Origin of the sequence: Candidatus Poriferisodalis sp. (genome assembly GCF_965204125.1) — a bacterium.
Classification (GTDB): domain Bacteria; phylum Actinomycetota; class Acidimicrobiia; order Acidimicrobiales; family Poriferisodalaceae; genus Poriferisodalis.
Map to the genome: position 1 here is coordinate 1596049 of NZ_OZ241968.1, position 16814 is coordinate 1612862.

General features: G+C 67.2%; 14 protein-coding genes and 1 tRNA gene. 4 read left to right on the forward strand and 11 right to left on the reverse strand.

Annotation, left to right across the window (positions count from 1 at the left end; translation table 11 throughout):
• Positions 1-31: 31 nt before the first annotated feature.
• The 5 genes from ACOGXD_RS07590 to purN form a co-directional block, all read right to left on the reverse strand.
• Entirely contained in the window at positions 32-589 is a 558-nt protein-coding gene (locus tag ACOGXD_RS07590) for a DUF6036 family nucleotidyltransferase (protein WP_419917242.1), read from the reverse strand.
• Positions 590-591: 2 nt separating this feature from the next.
• Positions 592-987 (reverse strand): hypothetical protein, encoded by a 396-nt coding sequence (locus ACOGXD_RS07595; protein ID WP_419917243.1) that lies wholly within the window; start codon positions 985-987, stop codon positions 592-594.
• A 65-nt stretch (positions 988-1052) separates the two neighbouring features.
• Positions 1053-2849 carry a D-alanyl-D-alanine carboxypeptidase/D-alanyl-D-alanine-endopeptidase gene (locus ACOGXD_RS07600; RefSeq protein ID WP_419917244.1) on the reverse strand — a complete coding sequence of 599 codons (1797 nt, stop codon included), beginning with the start codon at positions 2847-2849 and terminating at the stop codon, positions 1053-1055.
• Positions 2850-2953: 104 nt separating this feature from the next.
• Entirely contained in the window at positions 2954-4540 is a 1587-nt protein-coding gene (gene purH, locus ACOGXD_RS07605) for a bifunctional phosphoribosylaminoimidazolecarboxamide formyltransferase/IMP cyclohydrolase (protein ID WP_419917245.1), read from the reverse strand.
• Positions 4537-5193 (reverse strand): phosphoribosylglycinamide formyltransferase, encoded by a 657-nt coding sequence (gene purN, locus ACOGXD_RS07610; RefSeq protein WP_419917246.1) that lies wholly within the window; start codon positions 5191-5193, stop codon positions 4537-4539. The genes purH and purN overlap by 4 nt, the downstream gene beginning before the upstream one ends.
• Before the next feature lie 83 nt (positions 5194-5276).
• Here purN and ACOGXD_RS07615 point away from each other — a divergent pair, with 83 nt between their 5' ends.
• On the forward strand, positions 5277-8312 hold the full coding sequence (locus ACOGXD_RS07615) for a UPF0182 family protein (protein WP_419917247.1): 3036 nt from the start codon (positions 5277-5279) through the stop codon (positions 8310-8312).
• 35 nt (positions 8313-8347) lie between these two features.
• On the opposite strand, the gene ACOGXD_RS07620 is transcribed toward ACOGXD_RS07615, so the two are convergent.
• Positions 8348-8635: a helix-turn-helix domain-containing protein gene (locus tag ACOGXD_RS07620; protein ID WP_419917248.1), complete on the reverse strand. Its 288-nt coding sequence runs from the start codon at positions 8633-8635 to the stop codon at positions 8348-8350.
• 113 nt (positions 8636-8748) lie between these two features.
• On the opposite strand from ACOGXD_RS07620, the gene ACOGXD_RS07625 reads away from it, so the two are divergent.
• Positions 8749-8825, forward strand: a tRNA-Met gene (locus ACOGXD_RS07625).
• A gap of 213 nt (positions 8826-9038) precedes the next feature.
• On the opposite strand, the gene ACOGXD_RS07630 is transcribed toward ACOGXD_RS07625, so the two are convergent.
• The gene (locus tag ACOGXD_RS07630; RefSeq protein ID WP_419917249.1) at positions 9039-9722 is read right to left on the reverse strand and encodes a hypothetical protein; all 684 of its coding nucleotides are present in this window, start codon (positions 9720-9722) and stop codon (positions 9039-9041) included.
• A gap of 55 nt (positions 9723-9777) precedes the next feature.
• Here ACOGXD_RS07630 and ACOGXD_RS07635 point away from each other — a divergent pair, with 55 nt between their 5' ends.
• Both ACOGXD_RS07635 and ACOGXD_RS07640 read left to right on the forward strand, forming a co-directional pair.
• Positions 9778-11190 (forward strand): amidohydrolase family protein, encoded by a 1413-nt coding sequence (locus ACOGXD_RS07635; protein WP_419909728.1) that lies wholly within the window; start codon positions 9778-9780, stop codon positions 11188-11190.
• Positions 11191-11208: 18 nt separating this feature from the next.
• The gene (locus ACOGXD_RS07640; RefSeq protein ID WP_419909726.1) at positions 11209-11751 is read left to right on the forward strand and encodes a cupin domain-containing protein; all 543 of its coding nucleotides are present in this window, start codon (positions 11209-11211) and stop codon (positions 11749-11751) included.
• Positions 11752-11983: 232 nt separating this feature from the next.
• Here the strand turns inward: ACOGXD_RS07640 and ACOGXD_RS07645 are convergent, their stop codons facing one another.
• The 4 genes from ACOGXD_RS07645 to ACOGXD_RS07660 form a co-directional block, all read right to left on the reverse strand.
• Complete coding sequence (locus ACOGXD_RS07645) at positions 11984-12562, reverse strand: Uma2 family endonuclease (RefSeq protein WP_419917250.1); 579 nt, start codon at positions 12560-12562, stop codon at positions 11984-11986.
• A 354-nt stretch (positions 12563-12916) separates the two neighbouring features.
• Entirely contained in the window at positions 12917-13573 is a 657-nt protein-coding gene (locus ACOGXD_RS07650; RefSeq protein WP_419917251.1) for a DUF4389 domain-containing protein, read from the reverse strand.
• Positions 13574-13617: 44 nt separating this feature from the next.
• Positions 13618-14775: a cache domain-containing protein gene (locus tag ACOGXD_RS07655; RefSeq protein ID WP_419917252.1), complete on the reverse strand. Its 1158-nt coding sequence runs from the start codon at positions 14773-14775 to the stop codon at positions 13618-13620.
• 34 nt (positions 14776-14809) lie between these two features.
• Positions 14810-16741: a hypothetical protein gene (locus ACOGXD_RS07660; protein WP_419917253.1), complete on the reverse strand. Its 1932-nt coding sequence runs from the start codon at positions 16739-16741 to the stop codon at positions 14810-14812.
• Positions 16742-16814: the final 73 nt, after the last annotated feature.

Below are 16814 nucleotides of genomic sequence, written 5' to 3' on the forward strand. Positions count from 1 at the left end.
GCGTGTCTCAGCCGGCAGCGTCACCCGGGCATCAGCTCCTGTCCTGCTCCTGAGCGCGGCTGCCAGTCTGTGACTCCTCAATCACTGCGTTCAGCCAGTCGAGCTGGCGACGTCCCAAGTCCTCGTCGGGGAACACCTTGCGGACGAGTGCTGCAATGTCGTCGATATCGGCGATGCCAGTGATCTCCATGAGTCGCATCGCATCACTGATGTCGGTGCGACGAGCCGCTCGCGCCTTCATCGCCAGCATGTGCTCTGGGCTCGCGGCGATGACCGTCAAGTACGGATGCTCGAACACCTCGCGCCCGTGCCGCTGCTCGGCCTTGGGCATGTACGGCGTTGCTTGTTCGTTCAGCCAAGTTGACGGCCAGCCTCGCTCGCGTGCCATTTCAGCGGCGATGGACATGACCGCCTCGTAGCCGTCGAGAATGGCTGTGTCGATGTCGCGGGTAGCTCGATCGGCGTCGTAGGCCAGCACCATCGCGGCGCCGCCGGCAATGTAGAGGCGCGCATGAGTTCGCCGACGCTCAAGTCGCTCGGCGAGCTCGCTGAGGGCGGCGCGGATCTCAGATTCAGCGAGCGGGGTCACCGTCAGACGACCGCTAGCTCGCTGCGAGGGAACCAGACGCCGTGTTCCTCGAAGGCACCGGGCGTGGTGATGATGGTGCGCACTCGATCGAAGGCGTAGCAGCCGCCGGCGTACCAGAAATCGGGCAGAAACCTGCGCTTGGACGATGTCCATGACGGAGGCGTTATGGCTGCGGAGCGTGCGAGGTGCTCGGCATAGGCGGCCAGGAAGGCGTCCCAGCGGGGGTCGAACAGCTCTGGCTCGTCGGCAGTCAAGGCAGCTCGCTCGTGTGGGCCGGCTTCCTGCCATACGAGTCCGAAGTCGTGCAGCAAGAGACGCAGCCGAAACTCGTCATCGCTGGCGCGCAGAGCCGGCACGTAGTCGGCCAGTGCGTTCGGGGGCCGGGTGGATGAAGTCATGGCGGCGCCTGTAGTTCGCAGCGTACCGACGAACAGGCATCCACTCGGCTGTCGGCGGCAGCGGGTCAGCTCGAGGGGCCGTAGGTGTAGCGGCCTATGGCGTCGAGCGTGCGTTGGCGCAGGGAGTTGCAGCTTCCGATTCGGATGATCAACGGTTCGTTGGCGATCATGGCGAAAGTCAGCACGTCGCCGTTGGGCGCAGTGCTGACCCCGGCGATGGCCGAGCTGTCGTTGAGCTGACCGCCCTTGGCGAAGACCGTGTTCGCCGGGCCCTGCCCGTTGCCGGGAGACCGCGGCCCGCAGCTCTGCAGTGTCGGGGTTCGACCTGCGATCGACAGCGAGGTCGCGAAGCGGGAGTCACTGCCCGCCAACAGCAGCAGCCGTACAGCGGCCTCGCAGCTCATGCGGTTGTGAACCGACAGCCCTGAGCCGTCCACCAGGACGATCTCGTCGGCCGCCGTTCCCAGCAGCTTGCTGAGCGCCGCCGTCGCTGCTGCGGCCGAGCCCGCCCGCGACGAGTCGCCGCGGTGCCGGCCGATCTGCTTGAACAGCATCTCCGCCGGCGTGTTCTCCGAGTAGCGCAGGATCCGCACCAGCATCTCGGCCACCGAAGGCGAGGTGATGCTGCCCAGATCGGTCGAGTCGCCCGCTGCGGGGGCGCTGCCCGAGCGCGGCCGGTGACGGATCACCATGCCGCGCTCTTCGAGCAGGTCGTCGAAGTCTGACGCTGCTGCCTGGGTCGAATCGGCGCTGCGAGTGTGGCTCCGGCGGTCGACGGCGTAGGGCGAGTAGCCGTCGTTGATGATCAGGCCCGACAAGACGCCCACGAAGTTCCCCGACAGGTACGACTGCTTCCAGATCGCCGGGGTCTCCGGCGTCGCGCCCGGCAGGGAGTGCGAGGTGTAGCTCTGCTCGCCGTCGGCGAACCACGATCCGTCGCCGACGATCGCGCCCTCGACGGTGTCGATGCCGTGAGCGTCGAGTGCCGCCATCACGCTGTCGGCGAGCTGGGTCACATCGGTGTACGGGCGCGCATCGGCGATGCGATTGATGTAGCCGGGCGTGGCCAGCACCGGGTCGCCGCCGCCGATCAGGTACAGGTCGCCACGCAGCACACCGTCGCTGACCGCATCGAGCGCGTCGGCATTGGCAACCACCCGGGTGGTGAAGGTTGCGTCGGCGCCCAGTTCGTTCAGCGCCACAGTGACCGTCGCGAGCTTGGCAAGCGATGCCGGCAGCAGCGGTGTGTGCGGCTTGTGCTCGAAGATCGGCTCGCCGTTGCGATACAGCGACATGCACATGTCGTCGGTTGCTTCGCTCGACCGCAACGCGGCCGAGAATTCGGTTGCCAGCCGCTGCTGCCAGGCAGGTGCGTCGTCGTCGACCCCCTCGTCTGTGTCGTCGGTTGTGCTGGGGTCCTCGCCAGCTGCGAGCGCCGCTGCGATGGCTCCCACTGCGGTTGCGGTCTCCCAGCGATCTGCGCCGTAGACGCGGATCATCTTGCGGCCCGACAGCTTGGCGTTCGGCACTGCTGCGGGCCCGCCCACGACGTAGCCGCCCGCTGCTGCTGTGGCGAGCCGCTCCAGCTGGTCCTGCGGGAATGGGTCGTGACGGCCCCCGGCCAGCACGATGCAGCGCTTGGTGCCCAGCACGCCGGCGAGCGTGACAGCCGAGTAGATGTCGGACTGCGCGTCGGCGTCGGATGCCACGACGATCGGTACCGCATCGGTGCAGTCGCCCAGCACCTCGGACGGCGGCAGCGTCGCCGACCCAGCCGTCTGCGCGCCCGCGCTCGCGGGCCATGAGCCCAGCAGGCTCACAGCGACGAGAGCTGCAGCGATTGCCTTCGAGGTAGTTGCCACTAGTGCCGACTGCGTTCAATGGTTCCGGCACTCATCAGTGCCGACTGCGTTCAATGGTTCCGGCACTCATCAGTGCCGACTGCGTTCAATGGTTCCGGCACTCATCAGTGCCGGAACTGCCGCTCGCTGGTGAACAGCATGGCGAGGCCGAGCTCGTTCGCCCGGGCGATCACGTCGTCGTCGCGCAGGGCGCCGCCCGGTTGCACCACCACCGCCACGCCGGCCTCGGCGGCGGCCTCGACGCCGTCACCGAAGGGGTAGAACGCATCGCTGGCGCAGGCGCCGCCGGCAGCCCGCCCGTCGGCCTTTGCAGCAGCAAGCTGACCAGACTCCACGCGGTTCTGCTGGCCGGCACCGATGCCCCACGCGGTGCGGTCCCGCGCCAGCACGATCGCATTCGACATCACATGCCCGCAGACGCGCCAGGCGAAGCGGGCATCGGCCAGCTCGCTCGCGGTCGGCTCGCGCTGCGTGACCACCTGCCAGCCCTCGGGTGCCGAAGCGAACGTGTGGGGCGACTGCACCAGCCATCCGCCGTTGATCTGGCGCAGCGACACGCCGGCCTCGTCGGGCCGCGGCGCCTCCAGCACCCGGGTATTGCGCCGTTTGGCCTCGAGGCGCTCCACCACGCCGTCCTCATACCCGGGCGCGATGATCAAATCGGCTTGGGCCGCGGCCTCGATGCGCTCGACCGTGTCGAGGTCGACGATCTTGTTGAACGCCACGATCCCGCCGAATGCCGAACGGGCATCGCAGTCGTACGCCCGCTGGTACACGTCGGCAAGATCGTCGCCGGCCGCCGCGCCGCACGGGTTGGCGTGCTTCACGATCACGACTGCCGACGAGCGTTCGGCATCGCCAAGGTCGTGCACGATCCGCCATGCTGCGTCGGCGTCGAAGAAGTTCAGGTAGCTGAGCGCCAGCCCGCCGTGCTGGTAGGCGTGATCCCACCAGGTCAGCTTGCCGACCGGCCGGTAGCGGGCCCCGAGATGGTGCGGATTCTCGCCGTAGCGGCATTCGTCCACCCGTTCCAGCGCCAGGTGCACGGTCGGCGGCAGGGGAGCTGGCTCGGGCGAATCAGGGGTGCCTGCCGCCACACCCGCGTCGTCGCCTGCGGTCGGTTCGTCCAGCCAGCTCACGATCGCCGCGTCGTAGGCAGCGGTATGGGCGAAGGCAGCCCGTGCCAGCCGTCGCCGCGTGGCAGCGCTCAGCGCACCGGCATCCGAATCGCCCGATGCGGCCAGCTCCTCCAGCACCGGCTCGTAGTCGGCCGGGTCCACCACCACGCCCACGCCGCCGCTTTCGTCGCCGTGGTTCTTCGCAGCGGCCCGCACCATGGCCGGCCCGCCGATGTCGATCAGCTCGGGCCCCGGGTCAGACCGGAACGGGTACAGGTTGCACACCACCAGATCGATTGCCGCGATGCCGTGCTCGTCGAGCGACGCCAGGTGGGCCGGTTTCGACCGGTCGGCCAGGATCCCGCCGTGGATGCGCGGGTGCAGCGTTTTCACCCGGCCGTCCAGCATCTCGGGGCTGCCGGTGACATCTTCCACCGCCAGCACCGGCACTCCGGCGTCGGCCAGCGCCGCGGCCGTGCCGCCGCTCGAGACGATCTCCCACCCGAGGCCCGACAGCCGGGTCGCGAAGTCGACCACGCCCGTCTTGTCCCACACCGAGATCAACGCCCTCATCGGGTCTGTCCTTCCTGCCTGTATTCGAGTTCGATTTGCCGCAGGCCCATTGCGTCCTCGCCGGCGCAGCGCTCCAGGAACGCCGCAATCGTGGCCGGGTAGAGCTCCCGTTCCACCGCCTTGATGCGCTCGTGCAGCGTGGCCTCGTCGTCGCCGGCCAGCACCGGCACTGCTTGCTGCGCCAGCACCGGGCCGGCGTCCACCTCGGCAATCGCCACATGCACGGTGCAGCCCGACTCGGCGGCCCCGGCATCCAGCGCGTCACGCACTGCGTGCCAGCCCGGGAACGCCGGCAGCAGCGACGGGTGCGTGTTCAGCACCCGCCCTTGGTATCGGCCGCCATCCCATGCGAAGAACGACGCATCCAGCACTGTGCCGAAGCCGGCCATCGCCACCACGTCTACGTCTCGCCCGCCGAGCACAGCGGCCAGCTCGCAGCTGTAGCCGTCCCGGTCGAAGCGCCGCTGGGCCGAGTCGCTGTTCTCGCCCATCCAGTCCGAACGCGCCACCAGCACCGTCTCGATCTCCGCATCGGCGGCAATGCCCAGTCCCCGGCACGGCCGATCGGCACCCACCAGATCCACCGGCAGCCCCTCGCCGAGCATCGCATCGAGGATGGATCCGGTTCCCGACACCAGTACCGCCAGCCGCACGGCGCCGAACCTACGCGCCCCGCGCGCCGGCGGCGCGGTACGCCGGCTGCGGTGCCCGCGCTCCCCAGTAGCCTCAGCGCCGTATGCGCCCGCCCGAGGACATGCCACCCCCATCGTCTGGGCCACCAGGCGGGCCTCAGGGTCCCCAAGGCCCCGGCGGCCCCCAGGGTCCCGCCGGCCCCCGGCGGGTGCCACGCCGCCCACGCGGCCTCACCCGCTTCCGCCTGATCATCGGCATCGTCGTCGCGGCCGGCCTGATCCTGCTGTTCTCCATCCGGGGCCTCGCCGGCTTCTGGACCGACTACCTGTGGTTCGACAGCCTGGGCTACGCCTCGGTGTGGTGGAAGGTGCTGTGGGCCAAGATCGGCCTCGGCCTGCTGTTCACGGCGATCTTCTTCGCCCTAATGTGGGTGAACCTGTTCATCGCCGAGCGTCTCGCCGCACGCGCCACGCCGACAGGCCCGGCCGAGGACATCGCCGCCCGCTGGCACCAGATTTCCCGCCGCCGCCGCGCCCTCATCCGCATCGGCGTCTCGCTGGTGCTCGCCTTCATGGTCGGCACTGGCGTCTCGGGCCAATGGGAGTCGTGGCTGTTCTTCATCAACGCCACCGACTTCGGCCTCACCGACCCGCAGTTCGGCCGCGACATCGGCTTCTACGTCTTCCGCCTGCCGTTCTTCAACTTCCTGGTTGGCTGGGCGTTCGCCGCCGTGCTGGTGACGTTCATCTTCACCACCATCTGGCACTATCTGAACGGCGCGATCCGGGTTCAGGCCCCCGCCGGCAGCCGGGTGCAGCCGCAGGTGAAGGCGCACCTGTCGCTGCTGCTGGGCCTGCTGGCGCTCATCAAGGCGGTGGGCTACTACTTCGACCAGTTCGAGCTCACGCTGTCCACCCGGGGCTTCGTGGACGGCGCCACCTACACCGACGTGAACGCCCAGCTGCCGGTGCTGCGGCTGCTCATGGTGATCAGCCTGTTCAGCTTCCTGCTGCTGGTGGTGAACATCTGGCGGCGGGGCTTCACCTATCCGGTGATCGCGGTGGCGCTGTGGGTGGTGATCGCCGGGCTGGCGGGCGCCGCGTACCCCGCCATCGTGCAGCGCTTCCAGGTGGAACCCTCGGAGTCGACCCGCGAGGCGCCCTACATCGAGCGCAACATCGAGATGACCCGCATCGCGCTCGGGCTCGACAACGTGTCGCCCCGCGAGTTCAACTACGAACCCGGGTTGACTGCCGAAGACATCGAGAACAACTTCGACACGGTGCGCAACGTGCGGCTGCTCGATCCCGCCGTCATGCAGGACACGTTCCAGCAGACCCAGGGCATCAAGAGCTTCTACGACTTCCGCGACATCGATGTCGACCGCTACGAGATCGACGGCCAGGTCACCCAGATCGTGCTGGCGGCCCGTGAGCTGCGGCCCACCGAGCTGCCCACCGACACGTGGGAGACCGAGCACGTCGCCTACACCCACGGCTACGGCGTGGCGGCAGCGCCGGCCAACGGGGTCGACGCCAACGGCCGCCCGGCATACGCGCTGGGCGACATCCCGAATGTGATCACTCCGGGCGCGGAGGCCCTCGAGCTCGACGAGCCGGGCCTGTACGTGGGCGAAGACCTGCAGGGCTATTCCATCGTGGGTGCGCAACGCGCCGAGGTCGACTTCCAGGACGACGACGACCGCACCGAGACGACGCGCTACGACGGCGCCGACGGGGTGGGTATCGGCGGTTTCTTCCGGCGTCTGGCGTTCGCGGTGCGCTTCGCCGAGCCGAACCTGCTGGTGTCGGGCGAGATCCAGGGTGAGAGCCGGATCCTCTACAACCGCGACATTCAGGAGCGGGTGAGCCTGTTGGCGCCGTTCCTGTCGTACGACAACGATCCCTACCCCGTCGTGCTCGACGGGAAGGTGAAGTGGGTGCTCGACGCCTACACCACCACCACGCAGTTCCCATACGCGCAGCGCACCAATTCGCGGGCGGCCACGCTGGGAAGCGACCTGCGCGACCCGTTCAACTACGTGCGTAACTCAGTGAAGGCCGTGGTGGACGCCCACGATGGCACGGTCACGTTCTACGTGGTCGACCGCAGCGACCCGATCGTGCAGTCGTACATCAAGCAGTTCCCGGCGCTGTTCGCCACCGAAGACCCGCCCGCCGAGCTGCAGGAGCACTTCCGCTATCCCGAGGACCTGTTCCGGGTGCAGACCGATGCGTGGGGCCGGTACCGCCTGGACGACCCGTCGGAGTTCTACGACGCCGCCGGTGCGTGGGCGGTGGCGCAGGATCCGGGCGACTCGATCGGCCAGACCACCGTGGAGACGGTGCGCGACGAGACGACCGGGCAGGTGATCGCCACGGTCGAGGCCAGGATCTCACCGCAGTACTTGCTGTTCCGATTGCCGGGCGACGATGCTCCGTCGTTCGTGATCTTCCGGCCGTTCGTGCCGTTCTCCGAGGATGATTCCCGCAAGAACCTCGAAGGCTTCATGGTGGTCCACAACGATCCCGACCGGTACGGCCAGATCGAGGTGTTCGAGATCCGGTCGGATCAGCCGATCGACGGTCCGGCGCTGTTCAACTCGAACATCCAGACCGAGGAGGAGATCTCCGAACGGCTGACGCTGCTGAACCAGAACGGCTCGGTGGTGCGGCCCGGCAACCTGCTGCTGATCCCGGTGGAGAACTCGCTGTTGTATGTGCGGCCGCTGTTCATCGCGGCCACGGGGCCGACGGCGGTGCCGGAGCTGCAGCTGGTGATTGCCGGCATCGGCTCGAACGTGGTGATCTCCGAGACGTTCGAAGGGGCGCTCGAGAAGGCGATCGGCGCCAGCATCGACATCGGCAACGGCACGGTGCGCCTGCCCGATGAGCCCGAAGCGCCCGACGACACCGAGGACGAGCCGGCGGCCGCGCCCGACGACGAAGCTGACGAGCCCGACACGGCGCCCGACACCGCCGACGCAGGCGACCTGCTTGAACGCGCCGCCAGGGCGTTCGAACGGGCCGACGCCGCCCTGCGAGAAGGCGACCTCGCCGCCTACCAAGAGGCAGTCGACGAGGCCGAGCGCCTGATAGCCAGAGCCGCCCGAATCCTCGAACAAGCCGCCACCGGTTAACCCGGCGGCCGTCGCTGATGGGGCTTCGGCCTTGATCAGAAGGCGCGTGCTACGAGCCGAACATCGGCATCGAGGGCGTCAGCGATCCGTTGGAGGGTCCGCGCCGTCGGGCTCGTGGAGCCGCGTTCGATCCTGCTGATGTCGGCTTGATTCACTCCGCAGCGTTCCGCTAGTTGACCCTGGGTCAGGCCGAGCTTCTCACGCAATTCCACAACCTGCATCGCAATCTCGTAAGCACGCGCAAACACCTCGCCCTGTGCCGCGACTTCAGGTGCAAGTCGCGCCCGGCGTGCTGAGACGACCTCTTCGTAGGGAAGTGACATAGGTAGGCCATCCCTCCTCAACCCATTATGGGGAATTCACCATAGGGGTTGCCAATGGGAGAACCGCGACCTTGCTGGCGCCGGAAGGCCACTGGTAGGGTTATCGCTCTCGCCGCGGGGTGGAGCAGTCTGGAAGCTCGTCGGGCTCATAACCCGAAGGTCGCAGGTTCAAATCCTGCCCCCGCCACCAAGGGGTCTTGGCCAGTGCACCCCATTTGTGTTGGCCAGTTGCACCTAGATCGGGCCTTTTTGGCCCGATTTTGCGCGTTTCGGCCCGTGTTCAGGGCTTGTTTTGGTGGTGGTTTGCCGGTTCGCGTTCGTTAGGCGGTGAGGTGCGTGTGGACGCACGCGACGAAGCAGACGGCTTCGTGGCCGTCTGCTTCGCTGGCGGGTCGCCGGTCCGCTATGGGGGTGGTCGTGCGCGGAAGTCGGGTGCCTCGCCGGTCGGCGGGCTTGAGGCCGGTTGGTCGGTGTCCGGCTGCTGTTGGGGTGTGTTGTTTGTGGGTTGTGTCTTGTTGGCGGCTCGTCGGGCCTGTTTGGCGGCTGTGAGTTCTGCTTCGAGTTGTGCTTCGCCGTTGCGGGTGAGTTTGAGGTTGTACCAGACGGCTTGTGCGAGGCACATGATGTGGCGGGCGGCGATGCCCATGATGCGGTTGACCTTTTTGGAGAGGCCGTTCTCGTCTTTGATCTGGGCGAAGATGTTCTCGGCGGGATTGCGCTGTCCGTAGACCTGGTCGTGCAGCGGTGTGCCCCATGGTGGCCACTGGAAGTAGTCGAGGTCTTCGACGACTGCGGTGATGATTCCTTGGTGGAGGATGCCTTGGGGGAGGTTCTTGAAGATGCTGGTGAGATCTGCCGGCGGCGGGTACAGCGGCTGTTGACTGGGTCCGGCGTTCTGGTCGGGGTCGATGTTGAGCCGTCCGTCTCGGGTGGGCGACGAGAGCCGCTTGGCGCCGCCTTCGATGTGCTCGTGGACTCGCAGCGCGAACCGTTCGGCTCGTTCTGTGTAGAACTGCTGGAGCTCGTCGCCTTTGAGTCCTGGTGGGGGTTTGCGCCAGCTGCGCGGGGTGCAGGCGTTAATCGCCAATCACCGAAGGCAGGCCAGGGGGCGTGCCCATATTCGAACTACTACGGTCGACGACATGGCTGAGAACGCTGCGGTGGTCATCAAGGGAGCCACGATCGTGTCGATGGACGCCGAGATGGGCACGGTCGTGGGCGACGTGTTGATCCGGGACGGTTCCATCAGCGCGGTCGGGTCGGTCGACGAAGCCACAACACGTGATGCGGAGCGGGTTGACGCTCGCGGGATGATCCTCATCCCAGGGCTGGTCGACTGCCACCGTCACGTGTGGCAGCTTCCGCTGCGCAGCGTGACGGCGAACTGGTCGCTCATGGACTATGTGATCGGCATTCGCACCACGGCCGCCGACGCGTACCGGCCCGAAGATCTCTACATCGCGCAGTTGGCCGGGGCGCTCGACGCGTTGAGCTGCGGCGTCACGACGGTGGCCGATTACAGCCACAACATCTTGAGCCCGGCCCACGGCGCGGCCGCATTGCGGGGCCTTTCCGAGTCCGGGATCCGCGCGTGGTGGGGAGCGGGGTTCAACGTCCCGCCGGGAAGCGCAGACCGCTACGGATCCAATGCCGACCGGGCGGCGCGGCTCGTCGATCTCGCCGCCGCGGCGGCCGACCATCCGCTCATCACGATGGGCATCTGCCCCGAGGAGTTCGGTATAGCGCGGCCCGTCGACGTGCCCGATCAATACGAGTTCGCCCGATCCAATGGGCTGCGCATCATGCATCACGTCAACAGCACCGCCGGCGGCCACGAGGTGGGCAACCACCTCGGTCCCCGGGGGTTGCTTGGCCCTGATGTCTTGCTTGTCCACATGAACTTCAGCACCGACGAAGAGTGGGAGACCGTCGCGGCCTCCGGTGCGTCGGTGGTCTTCACCCCCGAGACCGAACTCCAGATGGGCATGGGCATGTCGTCAACCGAGAAGGTCCGATCCGCCGGCATGGCGCCGACGATCGGCACCGACATCGTCTCCAACAACAACGGCGACATGTTCTTCGCGGCCCGGCTCGCGCTCCAGGTCGAACGGGCCCTGGCCAACGAGGCCCGCATCGCATCCGGCGAGATGTTCAGTGGCACCACGGTTGCGGCCGGCGACGCGCTCGCGTGGATAACCGTCAACGGTGCGCGAGCGTGCGGCCTCGAGGCAACCGTCGGCCGTATCGCCGTGGGTATGGCTGCCGACCTCGTACTGCTCGACGGCACCGACATCTCGATGAGCGGCTGGACCGGCGCCGACGCGGCCGGCCACGTCGTGCTTCAAGGCCACCCCGGAGTCGTCGACTCGGTCATGGTCGGTGGCACGTGGCGCAAACGCAGCGGACGACTGACCCACGATCTCGAACAGGTACGCGGTCTCGTGACCGACACCGCCCAGTACCTCCGGCAATCGATCGACGACGCCGGCGGATTCCTCAACGCCCAGTCCTTCGAGGCGATCGCCAACCAGCTCGCCATCATCGAGGGCGAGTAGAGCCAGAAAGGTCAGCTCATGCACACGAGACGCGTCGTAACCGGCCACAACGAACAGGGCAAGGCCGTCTTCACCATCAACGAGGTCGTAGAACCGATCGCGTCCGCCGTCGCCCCCGGGTACGAGTTCCGCCGCATTTGGGGCGCCGACACCATCCCCGAGTTCCCCGACGCCGGCCAACCACGACCAAGTCACGACTACTTCCCGCCGACCGGCGGGATCCGGTTCGCGACCTTCACCGTGCCGCCGACCCAGGTCGTCGACCTCGACGACATCGACTTCGAGGCGGCCGCGGCGGAGATGGAGGAGCGCCTGCCCGGCCTGGCCGGCCACATGGAGCCCGACAACCCGGGAATGCACACCACCGCCTCGATCGACTTCGACTACGTCGTGTCGGGTCGCGTCGTGCTCGAACTCGACGACGGAGCGGCCGTCGAACTCGGCCCTGGCGACGCCGTAGTCCAGAACGGCACCCGGCACGCATGGCGCAACCCATTCGACGAACCCGCGGTCATCGTGGTCACGCTCATCGGCACCACCCACAACGGCCTGCCTGGGTAACGCTTGGGTAACGGACTTCTCACGATTCGCCGGCACAGCCCGGGACCAGCCGGACCCCCCTCCGCGGATTCCCGCAGAACTCAGCACAACCCGGCACTCGACGGGAGCGGACCGCACCGGCGGGCGGGAATTCCTAAACCGTGCGTCGCAGGTTCAAATCCTGCCCCCGCCACCAAGAGGTGGGAGTGAGTTGCTGCACGTCCCCACCGGGTCACGGCGGGGGAGCGTTGCCTCAATCGCCGGGTTCGGCGCAGATCTGAGCGAGGGGGCAGCTGAAACCGGGCAGCACGTCGTGCCCGTCGAGCGAAGCCTCGGGCGCCAGCAGTTCGACCGGTCCGTCGAGCCGGTGGACCCGGGCCGAGCGTGACTCGGGATAGATCACCCACACCAGCCGCACGCCGAAGCTGAGCCACATGCGAGCTTTGTCGTGCGTTTCGCCGCGGCGCTCGCTGGGCGAGGCCACCTCGACCACCAAGTCCGGCACGACTTCGGCGTACCCCGCCACCTCCTGCCCGACAGCCAGCCGCTGCGCGGAAGTGAAGGCGATGTCGGGCTCTCGCACCGTGTCGGGGTCGCGTTCGAGCCACACCCCCGAATCAGAGCCGACCACGGTGCCGAGGCCAGCGGCCACCACGAAGTCGACCAGTCGCGCGCCCAACCGCATGACGATCGCTCCATGCATCTGGCCCGCCGACATCGTCTCGCAGAACACCCCTTCGATGAGTTCGCCACGTACGCCGGAGCCGTCGAGCCGCAGCAAGTCGGCTGCGGTCAGCAGCGCCGTTTCAGCTCTCGCCTCGGTCATCGTCATCGGTCTCCGCGGAACCTAACCCTGTCCAATCGTAGGTCCAAGCGATTATCGGCCAGCAACTCCAAGGCGGCCCGGACTGGTCACGGCCACTTGAGGTTCGGTGGTTGCTCCCGAGATCACCATGCCGGAAACGGCTTGGTCGCTGGCTAGGCGGCTCGGTACTTTGCGGAGCGTGGTCGAGGACGATCCGAATGACTGAACCACCCGCCGCGGTGACAACAAACCGTGGCTCAGAAGAAATCCGGCGCGGGCGCCGGCGCATGATCACGGCTCAGCTCGCGAGCGCCTCACTGAGTGCCGACGACCAGGCTGTGCTCGATGCGTCAGCGAATGATGTCGCCCATCACTCGGCGGCTATCGCAGTGAGAACGGCGGGTAGCGGTCGGTGACGAGCAGCCACATGTAGGCACCCACCCGCAGCCCCCAGCGATGCACGCCCAGCACGAAGTCAAACAGGCCTCTCGGGTAGCGGCCGGTGAAGATGATGGCGATCCACGCCAGGATCACGCAGAGCACTGCGGCGACGCCCAGCACGGCGAGCACGATGTAGTGAGGGATCGCCAGCAGCCACTTGACCAGCGGCAGCCAGCGATTCAAATCTCGGGACGCGTCGGGATAGTCCAAGTCCAAGGCGACGGCCTGCTGTTCGTCGGTCGAGGGGTACTCGTCGCGCATCAGCGACAGGTAGGCGTTGACGCGGGCGGTGAAGCGCGTCAGCTCGAGGTTCCAGTCGAACCACCAGCGCGGGTACTTGCGCCGGAACAGGAGCATCAGCAACGTCGGTCCGAACAGCCCGCCGGCGGTGAGGGCAGCCGCCACGTTGGTGCCGCTGCCCGACCAGTTGCTGGCCATCGAACCCGAGACCAAGCCCGCAACGACCGCTATGGGTATGGCCAGGATGATCCGGAAGAACGTCTTGGCCCGGCTGAGCCCGCCGTCGGGATAGGCGACATCCAGCCTCGCCGGATAGTCCGCTCCGGCAGGCTCGCCTGCGCTGTCAGTCTCGGTCATGGTCGTCTCCCCCCTGGAGATGCCGGATCATAAGCGGCGGGGGGTCAGCCGCCCGACGGCTTGTACCAGCCGGCGCCGATGAGGGTGCCGTCGACGTCCATCACCCAGATGCGCATGGTGGCGGGCCCTGGCGCGTCGGCGGGGTTGTCCTCGGCGGTGATCCAGACGCCTTCTGCGGTGGCGTTGTGCACCGCCGGGCCCAGCAGGTCAGTGATGTCGGTGCCCACCAGCTCGGGGTCGATGTGGGTGAGGATCTCGCCGTCTGGGGCCGCGGTGAACCCTGAGAAGAACCCGTCGAGCGTGTCAGTGCGGTTGTAGTACTCCACCATCGGCACCAGCCCCACGGAGATGCCCTGCGGGTTCGTATAGAACTCGATGATCGCCTCGAAGCCGCCGGCGCGGAAGTGCTCAGCCGATTCCGATATGAGCTGTGGCACGAACTCGTCGGTGTCGATGTACCAGCCCGAGCCGAACAACAGCCCGTCATGGCGCACCACCCAGGTGTGCTTCAGCTCGAAGGCGGCCTCGTCGCCGAGGGTGCCGCTGGCCGGGTTCACATACACATACGGCACCCAGCGCCCCGCTTCCGTGGCCGCCAGCATTTCGGGCCCGTAGCTGTAGCCGTTGATGTCGGTTCCGACCGGGCCGTTGACGTCGAGGCCCAGTAGATCGGGGTTGTAGTGCGCGATGACGGTGTCGTTGTCGTCGATGATGAACACGTACCACTGTCCGTCGACGCTCTCGGGACTGCTGTAGTGCTCCACGGTGGCTTCGAGCCCATCAGCCTCGTAGCGGCTGATGGCGCCCTCGACGACGGTCTTGGTGTATGCGGCCGGCTCCGATCTCGCCGGGGTCGACGCCATCACCTGGCGGATCATCTCCTCGATCTGCGCTGGGGTCACGCCCTGTTGCGGCGGGGCCGTCTCCGCCAGAGCGGCCTCGACGGCGGCTTCGACATCGGCCGCGGCCAAACCGGTCGCAGATGCCGCTGCCGCCTCCAGCGCCTCTCGCACAGCTCTGTCGATTTCGCCGCGTAACACGTCGGACTCGCCCGCCAGCGCATCAGCCAGTTCAGCCTGCACGATCTGTTCGACATCGCTGCGAGACAGCCCGTCTGTGGCGCTGTCGGTCTCGCTGCTGCATCCGATGAGGGATACGCCGCCGAGCAGAGCGATCACCACGGCGACCAGGGATCGGTTCATTGCCATTGAGCGCAATTGCTGTGACGGGACGGAACTACAGCCCGCCGGCGCCCACCGCGGCGGTCGCCGCGCTGGTCAGCGTCTCCTGGTAGCCGTCGTCGTCAGCGAAGCTCACCTTGACCTTGATCGTCTTGGCGGCGTCGGCGGACTGCAGCAGATATGTGGACCCGGTCGCGCCGTCGATCACGTCGTCGTCGCCCAGCCACTGGTAGCCGAAAGTGACGTCGGTGAGCCCGTTGGCGTCGGTGATGCCGGAGGTGTCCGCGGTCAGGGTGTGACCCACCTGCGCGGTGCCGGAAATGGTGGGCGCGCCCGCGGCCGGACTGTTCACCGTGGCGGTCGCCGCGCTGACCAGCGTCTCGGCGTTGCCTGCGTCGTCAGTGAAACTGACCCTGATCCTGATCGTCTCGCCGGCGTCGCCGGACTGCAGCACATAGCTGGACCCGGTGGCGCCAACGATCTCGGTGTCGCCGCCCCACATCCACTGGTAGCTGAAAGTGACGTTCGTGAGCCCGTTGGCGTCGGTGATGCCGGAGGTGTCCGCGGTCAGGGTGTGACCCACCTGCGCGGTGCCGGAAACGGTGGGCGCGCCCGCGGCCGGACTGTTCACCTTGGCGGTCGCCGCGCTGGTCAGCGTCTCGGCGTTGCCTTCGTTGTCGGTGAAGGTGACCGTGACTGTGATCGCCTTGTTGACGTCGCTGGACTGCAGCACATAGCTGGACCCAGCTGCGTTATCGATCACCTCGCCGTCGCCCAGCCACTGGTAGCTGAAAGTGACGTCCGCGAGCCCGTCGGCGTCGCCGATGCCGGAGGTGTCCGCGGTCAGGGTGCTGCCCACCTGCGCGGTGCCGGAAATGGTGGGCGCGCCCGTCGCCGGGCTGTTCACCCCGATGATGAGGCTGTCGCCGGTGCCGGCCTGGATGCCGGCGAACGAGTGACGGTTGTCGACCGCGAGGTCCGCTGAGTCCACGCTGACAACCACATCGTCGGTGCCGCTCGCCGTGACCGTCACCGACGAGCTCGTCGTCGATCCGGCGTCGATCGTGACCGGGGTGGTTGAGAGCGTCCCCCCGACAGCAGACAGCGCCACCGTCATGTCGAACGGCGCGCCCTCGGCCACCTTGACCACCACATCGCCATCGTCGGTGAGCTGCAATTCTGCAGTGAGAGTGAACGGCGCACCCGGATTGTTGGTCAGCTGCAATTCCAGCAGGGCCGAGTGACCATCGAAGATGCCGTCGGGCAGCGCGCTCAGGCTGTTGTCGTCCAAGTTGAGACGACTCAGGAACGGCAAGTCGTCGAATAGATCCGCGGGCAGCGAGGTCAGGTTGTTGTGGCTGAGCTGCAGCTTCTCGAGGTTCGAAAGGCCGTCGAACACGTCGCTGGACAGCGTCGTCAGCGAGTTGCTGTACAGGTTGAGCTCCCTCAGTGTGGAGAGCCCGCTCAGCGCGCCGTCGGGAAGAGAAGTGAGCCTGTTGCCGCTCAGATACAGAACATCCAGACCGGACATGCCCGCGAAGTCGCCGTCCTTCAGCGTGAGCGACGAGTCGTCCGACACGTGCATCGTGCCCGTGATGCCGCTCAGATCGGAGTCGGTCACATCCGCGCAGTCGCTGACGTCAGCAAGCTGGTCCAGGATCGCATCGCGCACTGCCTCGGTGCGACCGCAGATGCCCGACTCGGTTCCGGAATCCTGAGCCGCAGCCGGATAGCTGCTCAGCAACGCCACCACAGCCACCACAAGCACGGCGGCCACAACGGCCTGCCGCCGCCCTCGCGGGCCGCCATCGGCTCTTGGGATGTGCAGGTATCCCGCTGTGCCCTTCATTTCGCAGCCTCCTTCGCCGCCGCCCACTCCGAGAGTGCTCACCCGGCTTCGCCAGCAGTCTCGTGGACAATAGTACGGACTACGATCCGACTTGACCGTGATTTGACGGTCCAGCGTGGGCAGATTGATTCGCAGCACGAGGCGCAGCCGCTCGGCTGTTCGCCGTCGCGGCTGGACGATTGATGTCCAGTAGTTGACGCTATAAAAAAAG

What these genes read in the sequence shown, in the direction of transcription:
- ACOGXD_RS07595 (WP_419917243.1), bottom strand. Translation starts at nt 987, where the DNA reads ATGACTTCATCCACCCGGCCCCCGAACGCACTGGCCGACTACGTGCCG.
- purH (WP_419917245.1), bottom strand. Translation starts at nt 4,540, where the DNA reads ATGAGGGCGTTGATCTCGGTGTGGGACAAGACGGGCGTGGTCGACTTC.
- ACOGXD_RS07615 (WP_419917247.1), top strand. Translation starts at nt 5,277, where the DNA reads ATGCGCCCGCCCGAGGACATGCCACCCCCATCGTCTGGGCCACCAGGC.
- ACOGXD_RS07620 (WP_419917248.1), bottom strand. Translation starts at nt 8,635, where the DNA reads ATGTCACTTCCCTACGAAGAGGTCGTCTCAGCACGCCGGGCGCGACTT.
- ACOGXD_RS07635 (WP_419909728.1), top strand. Translation starts at nt 9,778, where the DNA reads ATGGCTGAGAACGCTGCGGTGGTCATCAAGGGAGCCACGATCGTGTCG.
- ACOGXD_RS07640 (WP_419909726.1), top strand. Translation starts at nt 11,209, where the DNA reads ATGCACACGAGACGCGTCGTAACCGGCCACAACGAACAGGGCAAGGCC.
- ACOGXD_RS07645 (WP_419917250.1), bottom strand. Translation starts at nt 12,562, where the DNA reads ATGACGATGACCGAGGCGAGAGCTGAAACGGCGCTGCTGACCGCAGCC.
- ACOGXD_RS07650 (WP_419917251.1), bottom strand. Translation starts at nt 13,573, where the DNA reads ATGACCGAGACTGACAGCGCAGGCGAGCCTGCCGGAGCGGACTATCCG.
- ACOGXD_RS07655 (WP_419917252.1), bottom strand. Translation starts at nt 14,775, where the DNA reads ATGAACCGATCCCTGGTCGCCGTGGTGATCGCTCTGCTCGGCGGCGTA.